The following is a 20,098-nucleotide window of genomic DNA, read 5'->3' as shown; positions in this document are numbered from 1 at the left end:
GCGACAAGCCACGACGCGCCCGCGGATGACGACGCACCCGGCCTCCGGCGGAGCGCTACGGCGCCAGAATGTCCAGCTCCGCCATCGCACCCGCCGCGATCTCCCGGGTCAGGGCCTCCGCCCGGGCCGCGTCACGCTCCCGCACGGCCTCGGCGACGCGAACGTGGAGGGTGACGGCGGCCGGGTCGGGGTCGGTGAACATCACGTGGTGGTGGGTGCGGCCGGTGAGGACCTCCGCGACGACGTCGCCCAGCCGCGCGAACATCTCGTTGCCGGACGCGCGCAGGATCACCCGGTGGAAGGCGATGTCGTGCACCAGATAGGCGTCCAGTTGCTGGCCGCGCGAGGTGGCGACCATGCCCAGGGCGTGCTCGGTGAGCTCCGCGCACTGCTCGGGCGTGGCCCGCAGGGCCGCCAGCCCGGCGGCCGCGGGCTCGACCGCCGAGCGCAGCACGGTCAGCGAGCGGAGCTGGCGCGGCCGGTCGGGGCCGGCCAGGCGCCAGCGGATGACACGCGGGTCGTAGACGTTCCACTCGTCGGCGGGCAGGACGGTCACGCCGACGCGGCGCCGGGAGGCGACGAGGTTCATGGACTCCAGGACGCGTATGGCCTCGCGGATGACCGAACGCGAGACGTCGAAGCGCTCCTCCAGCTCGTCCGTGCGCAGCACGCTGCCCGCCGGATACTCGCCCGCCGTGATCGCGGGCCCGAGGGAGTCGAGCACGCGCGCGTGGAGCCCCTGCCCCGCCCCCAGCCCCTGTTTGTCCATGGGATCAGCCTAAACGCGGGTGGCGACCCCAATTAAGTATGACGTTTTAGTCACAGAGTCTTGAATACGTCGTACTCAATGCGTTTCAGTGAAGCCTCAACCAACAACCGATGTCGACGGAGACAGCGAGGTAGGCGTGATGGTCGTCGTGGTGATGGGCGTCGCCGGCACGGGCAAGACCACGGTCGGGCCCCTGGTGGCGGAGGCCCTGGGCGTCCCCTACGCCGAGGGCGACGACTTCCACCCGCCCGCCAACATCGCCAAGATGTCCGCCGGCACCCCGCTGGACGACGACGACCGCGCCCCCTGGCTCGACGCCATCGGCGACTGGGCCCGCGGCCGGGCGGACGGCGGTGGCGTCGTCAGCTGCTCCGCGCTCAAGCGCGCCTACCGCGACCGGCTGCGCGCCGCCGCGCCCGGGCTCGTCTTCCTCCACCTCACCGGCGACCGCGAGCTGATCGCCGGGCGGATGGCCGCCCGCAAGGGCCACTTCATGACCACCCGGCTGCTGGACTCCCAGTTCGCCACCCTCGAACCGCTCGGGGCCGACGAAGCGGGCATCGCCGTCGATGTCGCGCCCGAGGCGGCCGTCATCGCCGAGCGAGCGGTAGCCGCGCTGCGGCGCCTGTAGATCCCAGAGGCACCCCCTTCCCCCCTCCCCCCATTAGGAAGCCCCGTGAGCACTCTCAGCGTCGAGATGCTGGCCGCGGCAGCACCCACCGCACCGATCACGTCGGCGGGTCACGCACAGCTGGGCATCGCCGTCCTCGTCGGCATCGCCGTCATCGTCCTCCTCATCAGCCGCTTCAAGCTCCACGCGTTCCTGTCCCTGACCGTCGGCTCGCTCGTCCTGGGCGCGGTCGCGGGCGCCCCGCTGGACAAGGTCATCACCAGCTTCACCACCGGCCTCGGCTCGACCGTCGCCGGAGTGGGCGTCCTCATCGCCCTCGGCTCGATACTCGGCAAGCTCCTCGCCGACTCCGGCGGCGCCGACCAGATCGTCGACACGATCCTGGCCAGGGCGAGCCGCAGCTCCATGCCGTGGGCGATCGTGCTGATCGCGGGCGTCATAGGTCTGCCGCTGTTCTTCGAGGTCGGGATCGTGCTGCTGATCCCGGTCGTCCTGCTCGTCGCCAAGCGCGGCGGCCACAACCTGATGCGGATCGGTATCCCCGCGCTGGCCGGCCTGTCCGTCATGCACGGCCTCGTCCCCCCGCACCCCGGCCCGCTCGCGGCCATCGACGCCATCGGCGCCAACCTCGGCGTGACTCTCGCGCTGGGTGTCCTCATCGCCGTCCCGACCGCGATCATCGCCGGTCCGCTGTTCTCCCGCGTCGCGGCCCGCTGGGTCGACGTCACCCCGCCCGAGAAGCTCGTCCCGCAGCGCCCGTCGGAGGAGCTGGAACGCCGCCCCGGCTTCGGGATCACCGTCGCCACGGTGCTGCTCCCGGTCGTGCTGATGCTGGCCAAGGCGCTCGTGGACGTCGTGGTCGACGACCCGAAGGCGCATGTGCAGCGGGTGGCCGATGTCATCGGCTCGCCCCTGATCGCCCTGCTGGCGGCGGTACTTGTGGGCATGTTCACGCTGGGCCGCGCGGCCGGCTTCGGCCGTGAGCGGCTGTCGGCCACGGTGGAGAAGTCCCTCGTCCCGATCGCCGGGATCCTGCTGATCGTGGGCGCGGGCGGCGGCTTCAAGCAGACGCTGATCGATGTCGGCGTCGGCCGCATGGTCCTCGACATCTCCAAGGACTGGTCCGTCTCCGCGCTGCTGCTGGCGTGGCTGATCGCCGTCGCCATCCGGCTCGCGACGGGCTCGGCGACCGTCGCCACCATCTCGGCGGCGGGTCTGGTGGCCCCGCTCGCCGCCGACATGAGCACGACGCACACGGCGCTGCTGGTGCTGGCCGTGGGCGCGGGTTCGCTGTTCTTCTCCCACGTGAACGACGCGGGGTTCTGGATGGTGAAGGAGTACTTCGGGATGAGCGTCGGGCAGACGCTCAAGACGTGGTCACTGATGGAGACGGTGATCTCGGTGGTGGGGCTGGGGTTTGTGATGCTCCTGTCGCTGGTGCTGTAGGGGTCCCTACACCCCCGCGTACCGGGCGCGCCGCGTGAGGTTCAGCGCGGCGGCCCGGTCGGCCTGGTGGCCGACGAGGAAGGTGCGGGGCGTCGCCTCGGCCAGTCCCGGTGGCCGCAACGCCCCGTACGACGTGAACCGCCGGACGCCGCATCCGTGACAGCGGGCCTCACCGCCCCGCTGGGCCCACCCGGCCCGGTGCGCGCACCTCATCGCGGCCACGCGGGCAGGACGTGCGCCTCACGGAAGTGACTGCGCACGGCGACCATGGCGTCGACGGCTGCCTCGGTGAGCTCGCCGTATTCCCCGGCGGCCCGCCGGGCCGTGTCGAGCCGGGCGCACTCGGCGCAGCCGACGGGCGACGCGCTCGGCGCGGCGGCGCTGCCGCGCAGGCCCGCCGCTTCCCGTTCCGCCCGCGTCGCCAGACGCAACGCGTCGGCGGGCGCCTCCCACTCCCGGCCGCCGCCGGGCCGCCTGATCTGCACGCACGGGCCGACGTTGCCCATCACCTGGGCGAGCGTCGCGCTACGCGTGTCCACCACGTATGCGCCTTCGCGGTAGGTCACGGAATATCCCCTTCGAGTTGACCTTACGCAGAGCGGTTTCAGCGTCGCGCGCCGGAGCTACGCTCAACAGGGGTCGGCTGTTGTCCAGCCACGAGACAACAAAGGGGAGTTGAGATCGTGGAACGCCTGTCCGGTGATGACGACTCTGCGCGAGCCACGCTTGCCATCGAGCTCCGGCGCCTCCGGGAGGAGTCCGGCAAGTCGCTCGCGCAGCTTTCGGAAGACACCTCGTACGACCGCACGTACCTGCACCGCCTGGAGACGGGGGAGCGGCTGTCGCAGCGCCCGGTGATGGAAGCGCTGGACGCCGTCTACAAGACAGGCGGGCTGCTGGTTCGCCTGTGGAGGCTGGCGCGGCAGGAGACCTTCACGGACGGGTACAAGGACTTCATGCAGTACGAGGCGAAGGCCGTCATCATGCACAAGTACATGGCGACCATCCCAGGCTTGCTGCAGACAGAGGACTACGCCCGGGCCGTGCTGTCCTCGGCGCCCGAGTACGGCAACAGTAATGAGCTGGAAGACCAAGTGGCCGCCCGGGTCAGCAGGCAAGAGCTCCTGCATCGAGACCCGTCACCTAATGTGCGAATCATTCTCGATGAGAGCGTGCTGCAGCGGCCGACCACCGATCGACAGGTGTGGCAGGGGCAACTCGCGCACATCGTGAACTCGGCTTCGCTGCCACCCCTGACGATCCAGGTCCTGCCACTCAAGGCCGGTGTGCACGACCTGGTGGGCGGCTCGCTCTCCCTGCTGTGGCTGCCGGACGGTCACGCGACCGCCTATCGGGAAGGCAGCAAGTCCGGACACTTGACGGATGATCCACACGTGGTCGCCCAGCTGCGCCTGTCCTACGATCGCGTACGAGACATGGCGCTCTCGCCTCCGGATTCATTGACCTACCTCAAGCAGATCGTGGAGAGCACATCATGACGAACGCCCGCGAGTTGGTAACCGTTGAGTGGCGCAAGAGCAGCTACAGCAACGGCGGTGACGGGAACTGCGTCGAAGTCGCCGACAACATACCCGGCGCTGTCCCCGTCCGGGACAGCAAATACCCCCACGGGCTCGCCCTCCTCGTCCCCGCCGAGGCATGGGAAACCTTCATCGCCACCCTCAAATAACGCCGCATCCTGCTGTGTCTCACGCCACACCGCCTCTCCTCCCTCACCCGTCACATTCCTTCCCCGGCATCCGTCAGCACAGCGACGAACCAAGCCGGAAGGAAGCCAGTCACCATGACGGACAAGACCAAGGCCCAGACCCAGACCTCCCGCATGTCGAACCCCCTCGACCTCGTCCCCGAGATCGCCGAGGTGTCGGCGGCCCTGTTCAAGGCCGTCGGAAACGGTTCGGTGCCCCGCACCACCTTCGCCCTCATGCACCTGCGCGCCGGGCAGATCGTGGGCAACACCTACCTCACCGTCTTCCACTCCAACTCCCTCCGCACCGCAGGCGAGTCCGAGGAGCGGATCACCGCCGTCTCGTCCTGGAAGGACGCGCCGTACTTCACGGACGCCGAGCGGGCAGCCCTCGCGCTCGTGGAGGGCGTGCTCACGCCGAACCCCCACGGTGAGCGGGTGACCGACGAGGTGTACGCCGAGGCGGCCAAGCATTACGACGCGAAGGCCCTCGCGACCCTCGCCGTCGCGATCGGCCAGGTCAACTTCTTCATGCCCATCGCCCTCATCGGGCGGCCCCTGCCCGGCAAGGCGCCGGCCGAGCAGTGGACCTGAGTCCCTAGGGGTTACCCCGATCGCGAATTGGGTGGTTCACCGGAGGTGTTGGGCCCGGGTCCGGACAATCATGGGCTGTATGTCAATGACGAGCCGCAAGGCCCTCGCCCTCGCCGCCTGCGCAGGGGCCGTCGCCACTCTCGCGACGAGCCCGGCGCAGGCGGCTCCCGCAGTCGCGGCGAAGCCGCCCGTCCTCGCCTGGGCACCCTGCGCCGATGCGCCCACCCGCGAGTGCGCCGATCTGTCCGTACCGCTCGACTACCGCGATCCCAAGGGGCGTTCGATCGGCATCGCCGTCTCCCGGCTCCGTAGCGACCGGCCGGAGGCCGGACGCGGCACGCTCTTACTCATCCCCGGCGGGCCCGGCGGCTCCGGCCGGGACTGGCTGGGACGGGTGGGGGAGAGGCTGCGGGAGGAGACACGAGGCGCCTACGACATCGTGTCGTTCGACCCGCGCGGTGTCGGGGGGAGCGCACGGGCCGACTGCGGGCTCGACCGGGACGATCTCGAAATCACCAAGATCCGCCCCTGGCCCGCCGCCGACGGGGACATCGGCGCGAACGTCGCCGGCGCCCGGCGCGTCGCCGAGAGCTGTGCCCGCGAGGGCGGCGAGCTGATCCGCTCCTTCTCCACCGCCAACGAGGCCCGTGACATCGACCGGCTCCGTCAGGCCCTCGGCGAGCGCAAGCTCTCGGCGTGGGGCGTCTCGTACGGGACGTATGTGGGCGCCGTCTACGCGCAGAAGTACCCGGACCGCGTCGACCGGCTGGTGCTCGACAGCAGCCTCGACCCGGATCCCTCCCGGGTGGGCCGGGGCTGGACGGCGAACATCGCGGCGGCCACGGAGGACAGGTTCCCGGACTTCGCGCGGTGGGCCTCCGACCCGGCCCGGGACGCCCGGCACCGCGTCGCCGAACGGCCCGAGGACGTCCGGCCGTTGGTCCTCGCGCTCGCGGAGAGGCTGGACCGGGTACCGGAGCGGGGGCCCGACGGGACGGAGCGGCTCACCGGGAACCGGCTGCGGGCCCGGCTCCAGATGGCCCTCTACGACGACAGGGCCTTCCCCGGGCTCGCCGAACTGATCGTCTCGGCCCGCGCCGCGGGCGACGCCGCTCCACCGGCCGCGGAGCCGGCGTACGCGTCGCCCGAGGAAGCCGCCACCCTCCTCGGCGTCCTCTGCAACGACATGCGCTGGCCCCGTTCGCCCGCCTCGTACGAGCGCGCCGTCGCCGCCGACCGGCTCCGGTACCCGCTGACGGCCGGGATGCCCGCCAACGTCATGCCGTGCGCGTTCTGGAAGAACGACCCGGTGGAGAAGCCGGTGCGCATAACGGACGAGGGCCCGTCGAACATCCTCATGGTGCAGAACCTCCGCGACCCCGCCACACCGCACCGGGGAGCGCTGAAGATGCGGGAGTCCCTCGGCGACCGCGCCCGGATGGTCAGCGTCGACTCCGGCGGTCACGGCGCGTACCTCCGCAGGGGGAACGCCTGCGGCGACCGGACGGTCACCGCGTTCCTCACCACGGGGGAGCGGCCGGAGCGGGACGTGCTGTGTCGGTAGGCGTCGCCGTTCCGGGCGGTCCCCCACCCCCGTGGGAGGCCCGCCCGGAACCGGTGCCCGCGCGTCAGCCCGTCACCCCGTCAGCGTCGCCAGGTACGCGGCCACGTCCGCCGCGTCGTCCGTCGCCAGGCCCACGTACCCGTCCGGGCGGATCACGAAGTACCCCGACCCGTACGCGTCCTTGACGTGCCCGTCCACGTCCACCGGGCGGAACACGCGAACCCACTCCGGCACGGTGAACTCCCCGTCGCTCAGCGCCAGGACCGTGGCGTGCGTGCCCTGGAAGACCTCGAAGAGGCGGACCCGTGCCCCGGAGGCGGGGTCCTCGCAGGGCGCGTCCGGGGCGCGGTCGCCCGCGCGCAGGGCGCCCTCGGGGAGGTGGTGGCGCAGCTCGCGGGTGAGGGGGCTGTCCGGGTAGCCCACGTGGAGCTGGTGGGTCTCGGGGCCGCGCCGGGGCTGGCCACCGTCGTCCTCGTGGTGGATGCGGGTGCTCAGGCCCAGGACGTCGGCCGCGACCCCCATCCGTTCGGTCGCGTAGGTGTCGAGGAGGGAGTCCGGCGCCCCGCGCCGCAGGACCGCCTCCAGCTTCCAGCCGAGGTTGTAGCCGTCCTGGATGCTGGTGTTGAGGCCCTGGCCACCGGCCGGGGAGTGGACGTGGGCGGCGTCCCCGGCGAGGAAGACCCGCCCCTCGCGGAACCGTTCCGCCATGGCCATGCGCGGCTTGAACGCCGACACCCAGTGGACCTCGCCCACCGTCAGGTCGCTCCGGCCCGTCGCCTCGTCGATCAGGCGCTGGAGGGCCTCCGTGGTGCCCTCCCGCTCGGGGTCCACCCGCGCGTCGGGGTCGTCGTGGCGGGCGACGAGCTGGAAGGTCTCGACGCCCTCCAGCGGGCGCAGCATGAGCCTGCCGCCCGGGGCGTCCGGCCAGACGTGCCAGTGGGTGCGCTCCAGCCCGTCGACGACGACGTCGGCGAGGAGGGCGGCGCGCTCGTCGACGGGCTCCGCGGCGAAGCCGACGCCCAGCGCGTGGCGCACGGCGCTGCGGCCGCCGTCGGCGCCCACCAGATAGCGGGCCCGTACGGTCTCGGTCGTGCCGTCCGGCCGGGTGAGGGTGGCGGTGACGCCGTCGGCGTCCTGCTCGAAGCCGGTCAGTCCGGTCTCGAAGTCCACGTGGCCGCCGAGCTCTTCGAGCCGCGCGGCGAGGATCTCGACCGTGCGCCACTGGGGCAGCATCATGATCTCGCCGTAGGGCACGGCCGGCGTGGGCTCGGTGCGGTCGAACATGTCCCATTCCCCGACCTGCCGGTCGCGGTCCCAGATCATCAGCGGCGGGCACGGGCCGCCCGCGGCGCGCATGGCCCCGAGCACGCCCAGGTCCTCGAAGACCTCCAGCGAGCGCGGCTGGAGGCCCGCCCCGCGCGAGCCGGGGAAGCCGCGGTCGGCACTGTCGACGAGGCGGTGGCGTATGCCGCGCCGGGCCAGGTCGATGGCGAGGACCAGGCCGGTCGGCCCGGCGCCCGCGATGAGAACGTCCGTGTGCGTGGTCGCGTCGATGGTGGTCACGCGATCCCCCCTTGCTTCCTTAACGTTGTTAAGTTCGGAACGCTCCCCAGCGTGCACTTAACGTTGTTAAGGTGTCAAGGTGGCAACTCGAATTGACAGGGCCCAGGTGGCTGTGACCGCGCTGCGCCTGCTGAACGAGGTGGGTCTCGAAGGTCTCACCCTGCGCAGGATCGCCAAGGAGCTGGACGTCCAGGCACCGGCGCTCTACTGGCATTTCAAGAACAAGCAGGAACTGCTCGACGAGATGGCGACGGAGATGTTCCGCCGCATGGGCGCCGCCCTGAACGCCGTCGACCGCTCCGACTGGCAGGTGCTCATGGCCGGCGCGGCCCACGTCATCCGGGACTCCGTGCTCGGCTACCGCGACGGCGCCAAGGTCTTCAGCGGGACGCGCTTCAGGGGCACGGACTACGCGGGTCCCGTGGACGGAATGATGGAGACGCTGGTGGACGCCGGGTTCACGCTGCCGAACGCCGCACGCGCCTGGTTCACCGTCCAGTGCTTCACCATGGGGCACGTCATCGAGCAGCAGTCCGTCTACCCGTTCCCCGGCGGCGAGCGCGACCCCTACTACGACGAGGCCCAGCGCGCCCAGCGCCTGGAGGGCCATCCGCTCACCGCCGACGCGGGGCAGGTGTTCTTCAACGACCTCGACGCCGGCTTCGAGGCCGGCCTGCGCGCCGTCATCGCCGGCATCGAGGCCACGCTGCTACCGGCCGGGTGACGCGCCCTCCAGGGCCCTGCGCAGCGCCGGGGTGAACCGCCGCTCCACGAACCGGTGCAGCGCCCACGCCAGCACCAGCATCACCAGCAGCGTCAGCGCGAACGTCGCGTACGACGGGATGCCCAGCCCCCGGTGCAGCCCGCCGATCACCACCCACCCCAGGTGCTCGTGCACCAGGTAGAACGGGTACGTCAGCGCGCCCGCGAAGGGCAGCCAGCGCCATGTCGCCCAGCCCGTCCGGCCCGTGGCCACCGCCGCGACGGCCGCGTACCCGAGGGCGAGGACGGCGATGACGACGTAGGCGGAGCGGGTGGAGAAGTAGTGGGGGTTCGGCGGGTGGACGAGGCCCGCCACCGCGTAGTGCTGGCCGAGCAGGAAGCTCACGCCCACGATGCCCCAGGCCAGGGCGTCGTTGCCGAAGCGGTGCACCAGGTACAGGCCGACGCCGCCGATGAAGAACGCCGAGTGCTCCGGCATGAACACCACGCGCAGGAACTCGACGTGCGAGGCGGATGTGATCACCGTCATCAGCGTCCACACCGCGCAGAACAGCACCACCCTCCGCCGCGAGGCCCCGGGCAGCACGACGAACAGCGCGAAGAGCGCGTAGAAGCGCAGCTCCGCCCAGAGCGTCCAGCACACCCCCAGCACCCGGTCGGCGCCGACGGGCTGCTGGAGCATGCTGAGGTTGACGAGCGTGTCGCTGGGGGAGACGGTCTTGTACGCCACCCACGGCAGCGCGAACACGAGTGTGACGAGCACGATCGCCGCCCAGTACGCGGGGTAGAGGCGGGCGGCGCGCGAGGCGACGAAGGACCGCAGGGGGCGGCCCCAGCCGCTCATGCAGATCACGAACCCGCTGATGACGAAGAAGATCTGCACCCCGAGGCAGCCGTACGCGAAAGCCGAGGACAGCTGTGGGAACTCATGGCGGGGCGAGGCGCCCCACGCCCGGCTGACGTCGCCGTCCCGCCCGCCGTAGTGGTAGAGCGCCACCATCAGGGCGGCGACGAGCCGCAGCCCGTCCAGGGCGTACAGACGCCGCCCGGGCCCGGCGGCGCGCGGCGCGGGCCGCTCCGTGCGGGGCTCGGGCAGGGTGGGGAGGGCCGTCATGCGGGCGTCACTCTTTTCGCTTTCGTCAGCCGCCGCTTGACGGCCCGCGCCCGGCGGGCCAGCTTCCGGACGGCGGGACTGCGGGGGAGGAAGGCGAGCTGGGAGGGGATCGCGCCCGGGAGTCCCAACGCGGTGAGGCGGCGGCGCTTGAAGTAGCGCCATGTGGTCGGGGTGAGGCGGGTGGACAAGTAGCGCTCCGCCGCCGGGCGGAGATTCGGGTAGATCTGGGGCTGCATCGCGTAGCCGACTGCGGCGAGCAGGTCGCTGAGGTCGTTGGGCCCACCCGTTCCGCCCTGCGGAACGCCTGCCCCCAACTCGTCCAGGTCCGGTAGCAGCGCGTCCACCAGCGTCACCGGCACTCGGTTGCTGTTCTGGTACGGCGTGAGGCGGTCCAGCAGCAGGTCCGTGCCGGCGCGGGCGACGGGCAGGCCGTGGAAGGTGCGGGCGGTCAGCAGCGCGGTCGAGAAGCAGGCGACGACCAGGGCCGGGCGCAGCCGCTGGTAGACGACCTCGGCCAGCACGGGCGCGTCCAGGACCGTCAGCCGGGCGTCCAGCCGGGCGGCCTCCTCCTCCAGCATCCGCGACCAGCGGGCCGGCGCCGAGGGGTGCGGCTTGAAGAGCACGTCGCGGTGGCCGTGCCGGACGACGCCGCGCAGCATCCGTACGTGCAGCTGTTCCTCCTCCTCGGGGGAGAGGATGTCCAGCGCCGACAGGTACTGCCCGAGGAGCAGCGCCGCGCCCTCGGGGGCCTCCGGCAGCTCGGGGCAGCTCTCGGAGAGCTCGGCCAGCACCTTGGCGAACGCCTCGGCCGGCACGGTCTCGGCCGCCACCTCGAACTCCGTGAGCAGCAGGGGCTTCAGTCCCGGCACGAGGTCCAGGTGGAGGAGGCGCCGGACGCGCGTGCCGATCAGCGGGTCGAGCTTGCTGCGGGTGGGCCCGTAGCTCATCAGCCCGTCGGCGTAGACGTCCAGGGGCGCGTCGGGGAAGAGCTGGGCGAGGGCGAGGGCCGGGTTGACCTGGATGGATTCCAGGACCATCGTCACGTCGTCCGTGCCGAGTCCCCACAGCAGCCGCAGGTACCGCTCCCACAGGGGGGCGTCGTCGGGGCGCGGGGACCAGCCGGCGGGGTGGAAGGGGCTGATCGCGTCGTTCCAGGACAGCACCCCGTCGAAACGGGTGAGCAGCCGCTCGAAGCCGGGTGCCTCGTCGGGGCCCGGGGTGGTCTCGGGGATGACGGCGGTGTTGGCGACGACCAGGTAGCGGCGCTCGGCGGGGGGCAGTTGGCCCGCGTCGAGGGCGGCGGCGAGCGTGGCGGCGCCGTAGAGGGTGGAGACGAGCAGGAGCTGGACGCGCGGGCGGGTGGTCATCAGGCTGCCGCCCTCCGTCGGGCCGGAAGCGGCAGGGCGGGTCGGCGGCGCAGCCGGCGCAGCCGGGCCGCCCGGTCCTCGTCCATGGAATTCAGCGCGTCCTTGACGAGTTCCCGGGGCATGCGCCGCAAGGCGTCCGCGCTCAGGGAACGCAGCGCCCGGGCGACTTCGGGTTCGAATCGTTCGATGGTCCCCAACTGGTGGGACATAATCGCGCAGTACGTGCGGACGGCCTTGGGGAGAAGCTTTTCCGCGTCCGGGTCCGTCGCCGTTTCCTCGATTACCTGATCGAAGGCGCGCAGGAAATGGAGCTGACGTACGTCGCCGATCTGGGTGAGCGACGTGGCGACGCCCCGGCGGTAGAACACCCCCAGCAGTCCCGTCACCGCGAAGGACCGCGCCTCGCGGTGCAGCCGCCAGATCCACGGCCGGTCCTCGGCGGTGCGCAGGCCCTGCGGGAAGTGCAGCAGTCCGTCGTCCAGCAGCCGCCGGTGGTAGACGCCCGCCCAGGCGTAGGCGTAGTCGACGGACGTGGAGCGGTCGGCCGGCAGTATGGCCCCGCGCGGTGACAGCGCCACCCCGCGCCGTCCGACGGGCACCCGGCGGACCGTCCGCGTCCGGCCCGTGCACTGCACGTGATCGGCGCGGACGAAGTCGACGCCCAAGTCCTCCGCCACCGCGAGGAGTCGCTCGTAGTAGCCGGGGGCGAGCCAGTCGTCGCCGTCGAGGAAGGTCACGTACTCCCCGCGCGCCAGCTCCAGCCCGGTGTTGCGGGCCGTGGCGAGGCCGCCGTTCTCCTCGTGCCGCACCAGCACCGCCCCCGGCACCTCGCGCTCCGCGCGTTCGAGGATCTCCGGTGTCCCGTCCGTCGAACAATCGTCGACGAGAATGAATTCGAAGTCCTCACGTGCGTTCGTACTCAGACTTCGAAGTGTGTCGGGAGCATATGTCTGCACGTTGAAGAACGGCACGATGACCGAGAGCTTGACCACCCGCGTGACGCTATGTGGTGCCCCGGCATTCGTTCTGACGAAGGGCACAATGAGAGGTGAACGAAGCGCGGCGGATCGATGAACCGCCCTTGTGCGTCAACCGATTCGCCGATCGTCGGTGTGCTGTTTACCGGCTGTTGAAGTGCCGTTGGGCGGCCAAACGGAATGCATTTCTATCGTCGGCGACGTGCCCTCACGCAATGAATCCCCGCCCCGGGTGGCCGTCCTGGCGGACTCCGACACCCGGTGGAAATGGGGAGCGCTCACCGCACACCGGCTCGCCCCGGGGGGCGCGCTCGACGGCTTCCTGCTGAGGGGCCGCGCCACTCCCACGGTCCGCCAGCTCGCCGAGGTCGGCGTTCGCGCGGACGCCCTCCGGGAGGTCACCGGGGCGGAGTTCACCAGGGCGGCGGGCCGGGAGCGGTACGACGTGATCGTCCTGGCCTGCGTCGGCGGCGCCGTGCAGGCGATGCTCCACGGGCTGGCCCACGCGTGGGGTCCGGCAGCCACCGTGCGTCCCGTCGTCGTCACCGGCTACGTCGGTGTCGTCTACGAGAAGCTCGCCGACGGCCTGCTGCTGCGGCACGGCGCGGACGTCGTCCTCGCCAACTCCCGCCACGACGCCGAGCGTTTCCGCGCGGTCTACGAGGGGGTGGGCGCCCCTTCCGACAGCGTGACCGAGTGCGCGCTGCCCTTCCTGGAGGGAGGGGAGCGCGGGCGGAACGAGGGAGCCGGCCCGCGGCCGTTCACCGTCGTCTTCGCCGCCCAGCCCTCCGTACCGGAAAGTCGCGCCGACCGGACGTACCTCCTCGAACGTGCCGTCCGGCACGCCCGTGCCCACCCCGGCCGGGACGTCCTCATCAAGCTCCGCAGCAAGCCCGGAGAGCACACGACGCACATCGAGGAACTTCCGTACCAGAAGCTGTCCCGCCGTGTTCCGGGCGGCCTGCCGCCCAACTGCCGCCTGGTCTACGGTCACATGGGCGACGTCCTCGACCGCACCGACCTCCTGGTCACGGTCAGCTCCACCGCCGCCCTCGAAGCCCTCCACCGGAACGTGCCGACCGCCGTCCTCACCGACCTCGGCATCCGCGAGGCCCTCGGCAACCACCACTTCCTCGGCTCCGGCTGCCTCACCTCCTGGGACCGCCTCGACGCGGGCCACCTCCCCCAGGCCGCCCCCGCCTGGACGGCCCGCCAGGGCGTCGCGACGGACCGGCCCCACGAGCGCGCGTTCGAGGCGGCGCGCGCCCGCGTCGCCGAACTCGCCCGCCGCGCCGCGCCCCCGCCGCTCGCCCCCTATTACACGGCCGAGACCGCCCCCGGCTACCTCCCCGGCATCCTCGCCCGCCACGGCTTCGACCCCGAAGGCCGCCCCCTGCGCGAGCCGGCCGCGCCCGGCCGCGAGGAGAGCGCGCTGCGCCGCGCCACCCGGGGCGCCCTCCGGGAGGCCGCGCGCGGGGCGTACCGGCACGGGGTGCAGCGCGTGGCGCCCGTCATCCGGCGGCTGGGGGAGCTGTAGCCATGAAGGAGTACGCGATGTCGTCCGTTCCGTCGGCCGTCCTGGCCGTCATCCCCGCCCGCGGCGGCTCGAAGGGGGTGCCCGGCAAGAACCTCGCCCCCGTCGGCGGCGTCCCGCTCGTCGCCCGCGCGGTCCGCGCCTGCCGGGGGGCCCGGCTCGTCACGGACGTCGTCGTCTCGACGGACGACCCGGCGATCGCGGCCGCCGCGCGGGGGGCGGGCGCGGAGGTCGTCCAACGGCCGCCCGCGATCGCGGGGGACGCCGCGACGAGCGAGGCGGCGGTGTTGCACGCGATGGACGCGTGGGAGGCGATGCGAGGGGTGACGGTGGGCACGGTGCTGCTGGTGCAGTGCACCAGCCCGTTTCTCACGGCGGAGGACGTGGACGGGGTGGCCCGCGCTGTCGTGGAGGGCGGCGCGGACAGCGCCCTGACCGTCGCCCCGTTCCACGGCTTCGTGTGGCGGGAGGGTGCGGGTGCCTCCGGCGGTGTGCCCCAGCCCCGCCCTTTCACCGTTTCCCAGGGGCTCCGCCCCCGGACCCCCGCTCCTCAAACGCCGGAGGGGCTGGATTTGCCACCGGTTTGTGGGCGATCGTGCACAAACCCGCCCACCGGCGTGAACCACGACCCCGCCCACCGCCCGCGCCGTCAGGACCGCCCCCAGGACCTCCTCGAAACCGGCGCCGCCTACGCCATGGAAGCCACCGGCTTCCGCAAGAACCGCCACCGCTTCTTCGGCCGCACCGACCTCGTCCGCACCGACCCCTCCCGCGTCCTGGAGATCGACGACCCCCACGATCTCGCCCGCGCCCGGGCCCTCGCGCCCCTGCTGGACACCGCCCCCGCCGCCCTGCCGCGCCGCGAGGACGTCGACGCCGTCGTCCTCGACTTCGACGGCACCCAGACCGACGACCGCGTCCTGATCGACACCGACGGGCGCGAGCTCGTCGCCGTCCACCGCGGGGACGGCCTCGGCGTCGCCGCGCTGCGCCGGGCCGGGCTGGCGGTGCTGATCCTGTCCACCGAGACCAACCCCGTCGTCGCCGCGCGCGGCCGCAAGCTCGGCGTGCCCGTGATCCACGGCAGCAGGCGCAAGGACGTGTCGCTCAAACAGTGGTGCGAGGAGCACGGCGTCGACCCCCAGCGGGTGCTCTACGCCGGCAACGACGTCAACGACCTGCCCTGCCTGGGCCTCGTCGGCTGGCCCGTGGCCGTTGCCGACGCCCATGGCGTCGTCCGCGCCGCCGCCCGCGCCGTGACCGCCGCCCCGGGCGGCCGTGGCGCCGTCCGCGAGATCGCCACCTGGCTCCTCGGCGAAGACCTCGGCGGCACCACCGTCTGACCCCCGCCCCGTCCCCGTCACAAAGGAACCGCTCCCTCATGAACCCAGCACCGCGCAGCGGGATCCGCAGCGCGCCCCGCACCCGGCTCCTCGGCGACCGCCCCGTCGGCCCCGGGCACCCCGTCTACGTCACCGGCGAGATCGGCATCAACCACAACGGCGATCTCGCCACCGCCCTCGCCCTCGTCGACGCCGCCGCCGACGCCGGCTGCGACGCCGTGAAGTTCCAGAAGCGCACCCCCGAGATCTGCACCCCGCGCGACCAGTGGGACGTGGAGCGCGACACGCCGTGGGGCCGGATGACGTACATCGACTACCGCCACCGGGTGGAATTCGGCGAGGACGAGTACCGCGCGATCGACGAGCACTGCGCGCGGCGCGGCATCGCCTGGTTCGCCTCGCCCTGGGACGTCGAGTCCGTCGCGTTCCTGGAGAAGTTCGACGTCCCGGCCCACAAGGTGGCCTCCGCCTCCCTCACCGACGACGAGCTGCTGCGCACCCTGCGCGCCACCGGCCGCACGGTGGTCCTCTCCACTGGGATGTCCACGCCCAAGCAGATCCGGCACGCCGTCGAGGTGCTGGGCAGCGACAACGTCGTGCTCTGCCACGCGACCTCGACCTACCCGGCCAAGGCCGCCGAGCTCAACCTCCGGGTGATCAACACCCTGATGGCCGAGTACCCCAACGTCCCCATCGGCTACTCCGGCCACGAGACGGGCCTCCAGACCACCCTCGCCGCCGTCGCCCTCGGCGCCGCCTTCGTCGAGCGCCACATCACCCTCGACCGCGCCATGTGGGGCTCCGACCAGGCCGCGTCCGTCGAACCCGGCGGGCTCAGCAGGCTCGTGCGCGACATCCGCGTCGTGGAGGAGTCGCTGGGCGACGGGGTCAAGCGGGTGTACGACAGCGAGCTGGGGCCGATGCGCAAGCTGCGCCGGGTCGCGGGCGTCGTCGCCGAGGCGGACGACCGCGAACCCCTCGCGGTCTGACGGGCCGGCCGTGACCCCACCCGAGGGCCGGCCGGCCGACGGACCGGTCCCGGAGGCGGCGGAGGCTCCCGTCCGCCGCCTCCGGGGCCCTCGCCGGCCCGAAGCCCCCACCCTGGCCTTCGTCGAGAGCCCGGTGCAGCTGCTGAACGTCCTCGAATGGGCGTACCGCGTCACCTACGGCCCCCGGCCGTTGTGCGAAGGGGTGCCGCGCCAGCCCGGTGCCCGGGACATCACCCCGCTCGGCGGTGATCTGCTCGTCGTCGTCCTGGCCCCGCACGACCCCATGACCCGGGGGCAGCTGCGGCGGATGGCCGAGCTGGCCCGGGACCAGGGGCACGGGGTGCGCTGGGAGGAGGCCCGGGGCGGGCCGGGGGCGCCCTTCGCCACCGTGGGGGCGCTCGCCGGGCCGCTGCGCCGGGCGCGGCGCGTCGTCATCGGCGACCCGTTCTCGCGCTACGTCCAGTTGCTGCTGACCATCACCCGGGCGCGGGAGCTGATCGTGGTGGACGACGGCACGGCCACCATGGAGTTCGTCTCCCAACTCGCCCGGGGCGAACGGTTCGTGCGCTGGCACCGGCGCGACGCCACTCCGGGGGCGCGCGACATCATCTTCGCGCCCGTATCCGCATCGGCGCGCCGGAAACTCACTCCGAACGACCACCGTTCGGTGGAAATCTTCACCTCGATGCCCGTGGAACCGCCACCCGGAGTGACGGTCACGGCCAACGACTTCGCCTGGACCAGGGCCACACAGGGCCCGCCCACCCTCACCCGGGGCACCGATCTGGTGGGCACCTCGCTCGTCGAGACCGGGGTCGTGGACCCCGAGCGCTACCTCGAAGCGGTCGCCGCGCTCGCCCGCGCCCACGGCGCCACCCGCTACTTCGCCCACCGCCGCGAGAGCACCGACAAGCTCCGCCGCATAGCCGGTGAACTGGGGCTGGAGGTCGTCCGACCCGAGCTGCCGCTGGAGCTGATCGCCCGGCGCGGGCCCATCGGACGCACGGTGGTGAGCTTCCCCTCCACCGTCGTCCACACCCTGCCCCAGGCCCTCGCCGGCACCGGGGTGACCGTCGCCGTCTGCGACATCGACCCCGCCTGGCTCACCGAGCACGCCTCACCCCGGGCCGAAGGTTTCCTCTCCGGAGTCACGGACTGCGCCCGCGCCGTACGACGCGTACCGTACGCGCCCGTTCCATCGGGGCGTGTCGCCGAAGGTACGCCGTAAATACGGGTCATACCCCTCGGCCGACCCATCCATGCGGCTGAACTTTTCTTGATCGAGGGACAGTTGCCCCATTCGGGGCTCTACCCTTCACAGGGTGAATCACCTGATGCCCTGCGAAGCCGATCCCGAAACCACCGACGGCGAACTCCCCGGTCTCCTACCCCCCGGGCTGCGCAGCGAACTCATCTCCTTCCGGCGCGACTTGCACATGCATCCCGAGCTGGGAAACCGTGAGTTCCGCACCACCGCGCAGGTCCGGGCGCGGCTGGAGAAGGCAGGGCTCAGACCGCGTACGCTCGCGAACGGCACGGGCCTGATCTGCGACATCGGGCGGGACGGGGCGTCGTACGCCGCCACCGGCGGCCGGCGGCCCGTCCTCGCGCTCCGCGCCGACCTCGACGCGCTGCCCATCCCGGACACCAAGACCGTCCCGTACCGCTCGACCATCCCCAAGATGGCCCACGCCTGTGGTCACGACGTCCACACCACCGTCGTGCTGGGCGCCGGGCTGGTCCTGGCGGAGCTGGCCGAGCAGGGGCTGCTGCCCAATCCGGTGCGGCTGATCTTCCAGCCCGCCGAGGAGGTGCTGCCCGGCGGCGCCCTCGACGCGATCGAGTGCGGGGCGCTGGACGGGGTGGGCCGCATCATCGCCGTCCACTGCGACCCCAAGGTCGAGGTCGGCCGGCTGGGCCTGCGGACCGGCCCCATCACCTCCGCCTGCGACCGGCTGGAGGTCCGCCTCGCCGGCCCCGGCGGCCACACCGCCCGCCCCCACCTCACCACCGATCTGGTGACGGCCGCCGCCCGGGTCGCCACCGACGTCCCGGCGGTGCTCGCCCGGCGGGCCGACGCCCGCTCGGGGCTCTCCCTGACCTGGGGCCGGCTGGAGACCGGGCACGCCCCCAACGTCATCCCGCAGCACGCCGAGCTCTCCGGCACCGTCCGCTGCCTCGACCTCGCCGCCTGGCGGGAGGCCGCCGACCTGGTGCACGCCGCCGTCGACGAGGTCGCCGCGCTCCACCGGGCCAAGACGGAGATCAGCTACATCCGCGGCGTCCCGCCCGTCGTCAACGACGCCGACGTCACCGGGCTGCTCCGGCGCGCCATGGCCGCCCGCCGGGGGCGGTACTCCCTGGAGGACACCGAGCAGAGCCTCGGCGGCGAGGACTTCTCCTGGTACCTCGAGCACGTACCGGGCGCGATGGCCCGGCTCGGAGTGCGTCCGGTGGGGGATACGACCCGCCGTGACCTGCATTGCGGCGATTTCGATGTTGACGAGGAAGCGATCGCCGTGGGGGTGGAGCTCTTTACCGCCGCGGCATTGCTGGACGGCAACCGAATGTAGGCATTCGGGTCAAGAAGGGTTGACGACGATCCGATAACGGCTTCCTAGCACCCCTTTTATCTGTATCTACGCGCGTTACGATGCCCGCGAAAGACAGCGCCAATGGAGGCGCTTCGAGTGAAGGGGCCCCTCGTGCGCCGGGTATCCACTATCGCCGTCGCGGGCATCAGCACCGCGGCTCTCGCATTCACTCTCACCGCCTGTGGTGAGTCCTCTACCGAGTCCAGCAGCGGCGGAAAGGGCGTCGGCCTGGCGTTCGACGTCGGCGGCCGTGACGACCACTCCTTCAATGAGTCCGCCGCCCGTGGCGTGGACAAGGCTCAGAAGGAGCTCGGTGTCCAGAGCAAGCTGATGACCGCCAAGAACGGTGAGACCGAGGCCGACCGCGAGCAGCGGCTGACCTCGCTGGCCGAGTCCGGGTACAACCCCGTCATCGGCGTCGGCTTCAACTACTCGAAGTCGATCGAGAAGGTCGCCAAGGACTTCCCGAAGACCACCTTCGGCATCGTCGACTCGGTCGCCCCGGGCAACAACATCGACAGCATCACCTTCGGTGAGCACGAGGGCTCCTACCTCGCGGGTGTCGCCGCCGCCCTGAAGTCCAAGAGCCACAAGGTCGGCTTCATCGGTGGTGTGAACAACGCCCTCATCCAGAAGTTCCAGGCCGGCTTCGAGCAGGGCGCGAAGGACACGGACTCCAGCGTCCAGGTCACCTCGCAGTACCTGTACCCGAACAACGACAAGGGCTTCAACGACCCGGCGGCCGCCAAGGACAAGGCCAAGGGCATGCTCGACTCGGGCATCGACGTGATCTACACCGCCGCCGGTCTCTCCGGCAACGGTTCGATCGAGGCCATCGCCGGCCAGAAGGGCGCCTGGGCGATCGGTGTCGACTCCGACCAGTACCAGCAGCCCGGCCTGGAGAAGTACAAGAGCTCCATCCTCACCTCCGTGGTGAAGAACGTGGACGTGGCGGTCTTCGACCTCATCAAGAGCGTCAAGGACGGCAAGCCGCTCACGGGCCCGCACGCCTACCTGCTCAAGGACGGCGGCGTGTCGCTGGCCACCTCCGGTGGTCAGATCGACGACATCAAGGACAAGATCGACGCCGCGAAGAAGAAGATCGTGGACGGCCAGGTCAAGGTCCGCACCGCCCCGTGACGCGAGTGACCGGTTCCGGCCGGTCCGTCATGACGTCATGAC

General features: G+C 71.9%; 20 protein-coding genes. 13 read left to right on the top strand and 7 right to left on the bottom strand.

The window, feature by feature from the left end; all coding sequences use genetic code 11:
* Nucleotides 1-55: 55 nt before the first annotated feature.
* Nucleotides 56-769 (bottom strand): FadR/GntR family transcriptional regulator, encoded by a 714-nt coding sequence (locus IE096_RS18105; RefSeq protein ID WP_189452969.1) that lies wholly within the window; start codon nt 767-769, stop codon nt 56-58.
* A gap of 139 nt (nt 770-908) precedes the next feature.
* Between IE096_RS18105 and IE096_RS18100 the strand changes: the two genes are divergently transcribed.
* A complete protein-coding gene (locus IE096_RS18100; RefSeq protein WP_126915672.1) occupies nt 909-1,400 on the top strand; it encodes a gluconokinase in 492 nt (163 codons plus the stop codon).
* Between the two features lie 45 nt (nt 1,401-1,445).
* Nucleotides 1,446-2,846 carry a GntP family permease gene (locus tag IE096_RS18095; protein WP_189452966.1) on the top strand — a complete coding sequence of 467 codons (1,401 nt, stop codon included), beginning with the start codon at nt 1,446-1,448 and terminating at the stop codon, nt 2,844-2,846.
* 6 nt (nt 2,847-2,852) lie between these two features.
* Here IE096_RS18095 and IE096_RS18090 read toward each other — a convergent pair whose 3' ends face one another.
* Together IE096_RS18090 and IE096_RS18085 are read right to left on the bottom strand one after the other, a co-directional pair.
* Nucleotides 2,853-3,059 (bottom strand): DUF6255 family natural product biosynthesis protein, encoded by a 207-nt coding sequence (locus IE096_RS18090; protein ID WP_229820389.1) that lies wholly within the window; start codon nt 3,057-3,059, stop codon nt 2,853-2,855.
* Entirely contained in the window at nt 3,056-3,412 is a 357-nt protein-coding gene (locus IE096_RS18085) for a hypothetical protein (protein WP_189453625.1), read from the bottom strand. The genes IE096_RS18090 and IE096_RS18085 overlap by 4 nt, the downstream gene beginning before the upstream one ends.
* Nucleotides 3,413-3,529: 117 nt before the next feature.
* Between IE096_RS18085 and IE096_RS18080 the strand changes: the two genes are divergently transcribed.
* From IE096_RS18080 to IE096_RS18065, 4 genes are all read left to right on the top strand, one after another.
* Entirely contained in the window at nt 3,530-4,345 is an 816-nt protein-coding gene (locus IE096_RS18080; protein ID WP_308430353.1) for a helix-turn-helix domain-containing protein, read from the top strand.
* On the top strand, nt 4,342-4,536 hold the full coding sequence (locus IE096_RS18075) for a DUF397 domain-containing protein (RefSeq protein WP_189452962.1): 195 nt from the start codon (nt 4,342-4,344) through the stop codon (nt 4,534-4,536). The genes IE096_RS18080 and IE096_RS18075 overlap by 4 nt, the downstream gene beginning before the upstream one ends.
* Nucleotides 4,537-4,650: 114 nt before the next feature.
* Complete coding sequence (locus IE096_RS18070) at nt 4,651-5,148, top strand: carboxymuconolactone decarboxylase family protein (protein ID WP_189452960.1); 498 nt, start codon at nt 4,651-4,653, stop codon at nt 5,146-5,148.
* A 79-nt stretch (nt 5,149-5,227) separates the two neighbouring features.
* Nucleotides 5,228-6,712, top strand: a complete 1,485-nt coding sequence (locus IE096_RS18065) for an alpha/beta hydrolase (RefSeq protein WP_229820336.1) — start codon at nt 5,228-5,230, stop codon at nt 6,710-6,712.
* Between the two features lie 72 nt (nt 6,713-6,784).
* Here the strand turns inward: IE096_RS18065 and IE096_RS18060 are convergent, their stop codons facing one another.
* On the bottom strand, nt 6,785-8,275 hold the full coding sequence (locus IE096_RS18060) for an FAD-dependent monooxygenase (protein WP_229820335.1): 1,491 nt from the start codon (nt 8,273-8,275) through the stop codon (nt 6,785-6,787).
* A gap of 79 nt (nt 8,276-8,354) precedes the next feature.
* Here IE096_RS18060 and IE096_RS18055 point away from each other — a divergent pair, with 79 nt between their 5' ends.
* Nucleotides 8,355-8,999, top strand: coding sequence for a TetR/AcrR family transcriptional regulator C-terminal domain-containing protein (locus IE096_RS18055; RefSeq protein ID WP_189452958.1), 645 nt, complete (start codon nt 8,355-8,357; stop codon nt 8,997-8,999).
* Here IE096_RS18055 and IE096_RS18050 read toward each other — a convergent pair.
* The 3 genes from IE096_RS18050 to IE096_RS18040 are packed head-to-tail and all read right to left on the bottom strand — an operon-like array spanning nt 8,985 to nt 12,471.
* Nucleotides 8,985-10,112 (bottom strand): acyltransferase family protein, encoded by a 1,128-nt coding sequence (locus IE096_RS18050; protein ID WP_189452956.1) that lies wholly within the window; start codon nt 10,110-10,112, stop codon nt 8,985-8,987. The two genes, IE096_RS18055 and IE096_RS18050, sit on opposite strands and share 15 nt — an antisense overlap.
* Nucleotides 10,109-11,479: a polysialyltransferase family glycosyltransferase gene (locus IE096_RS18045; protein ID WP_189452954.1), complete on the bottom strand. Its 1,371-nt coding sequence runs from the start codon at nt 11,477-11,479 to the stop codon at nt 10,109-10,111. Before IE096_RS18045 ends, IE096_RS18050 begins: the two co-directional genes overlap by 4 nt.
* Nucleotides 11,479-12,471, bottom strand: a complete 993-nt coding sequence (locus tag IE096_RS18040) for a glycosyltransferase family 2 protein (protein ID WP_189452952.1) — start codon at nt 12,469-12,471, stop codon at nt 11,479-11,481. Before IE096_RS18040 ends, IE096_RS18045 begins: the two co-directional genes overlap by 1 nt.
* Before the next feature lie 187 nt (nt 12,472-12,658).
* On the opposite strand from IE096_RS18040, the gene IE096_RS18035 reads away from it, so the two are divergent.
* The 6 genes from IE096_RS18035 to IE096_RS18010 all read left to right on the top strand — a co-directional run bounded on the left by IE096_RS18035 (nt 12,659) and on the right by IE096_RS18010 (nt 20,056).
* A complete protein-coding gene (locus IE096_RS18035; RefSeq protein WP_189452950.1) occupies nt 12,659-13,993 on the top strand; it encodes a DUF6716 putative glycosyltransferase in 1,335 nt (444 codons plus the stop codon).
* A gap of 17 nt (nt 13,994-14,010) precedes the next feature.
* Nucleotides 14,011-15,333, top strand: coding sequence for an acylneuraminate cytidylyltransferase (locus IE096_RS18030; protein WP_189452948.1), 1,323 nt, complete (start codon nt 14,011-14,013; stop codon nt 15,331-15,333).
* Between the two features lie 38 nt (nt 15,334-15,371).
* On the top strand, nt 15,372-16,322 hold the full coding sequence (locus IE096_RS18025) for an N-acetylneuraminate synthase family protein (protein ID WP_229820334.1): 951 nt from the start codon (nt 15,372-15,374) through the stop codon (nt 16,320-16,322).
* A 10-nt stretch (nt 16,323-16,332) separates the two neighbouring features.
* The gene (locus tag IE096_RS18020; protein ID WP_189452946.1) at nt 16,333-17,550 is read left to right on the top strand and encodes a hypothetical protein; all 1,218 of its coding nucleotides are present in this window, start codon (nt 16,333-16,335) and stop codon (nt 17,548-17,550) included.
* A gap of 106 nt (nt 17,551-17,656) precedes the next feature.
* Complete coding sequence (locus IE096_RS18015; RefSeq protein WP_189453553.1) at nt 17,657-18,895, top strand: amidohydrolase; 1,239 nt, start codon at nt 17,657-17,659, stop codon at nt 18,893-18,895.
* A gap of 132 nt (nt 18,896-19,027) precedes the next feature.
* Complete coding sequence (locus IE096_RS18010) at nt 19,028-20,056, top strand: BMP family lipoprotein (protein WP_189452944.1); 1,029 nt, start codon at nt 19,028-19,030, stop codon at nt 20,054-20,056.
* The last annotated feature ends 42 nt before the right edge of the window (nt 20,057-20,098 follow it).

This window comes from Streptomyces abikoensis, assembly GCF_014648775.1.
Taxonomy (GTDB): domain Bacteria; phylum Actinomycetota; class Actinomycetes; order Streptomycetales; family Streptomycetaceae; genus Streptomyces; species Streptomyces abikoensis.
This window is presented reverse-complemented; position numbering and strand designations above follow the sequence as displayed.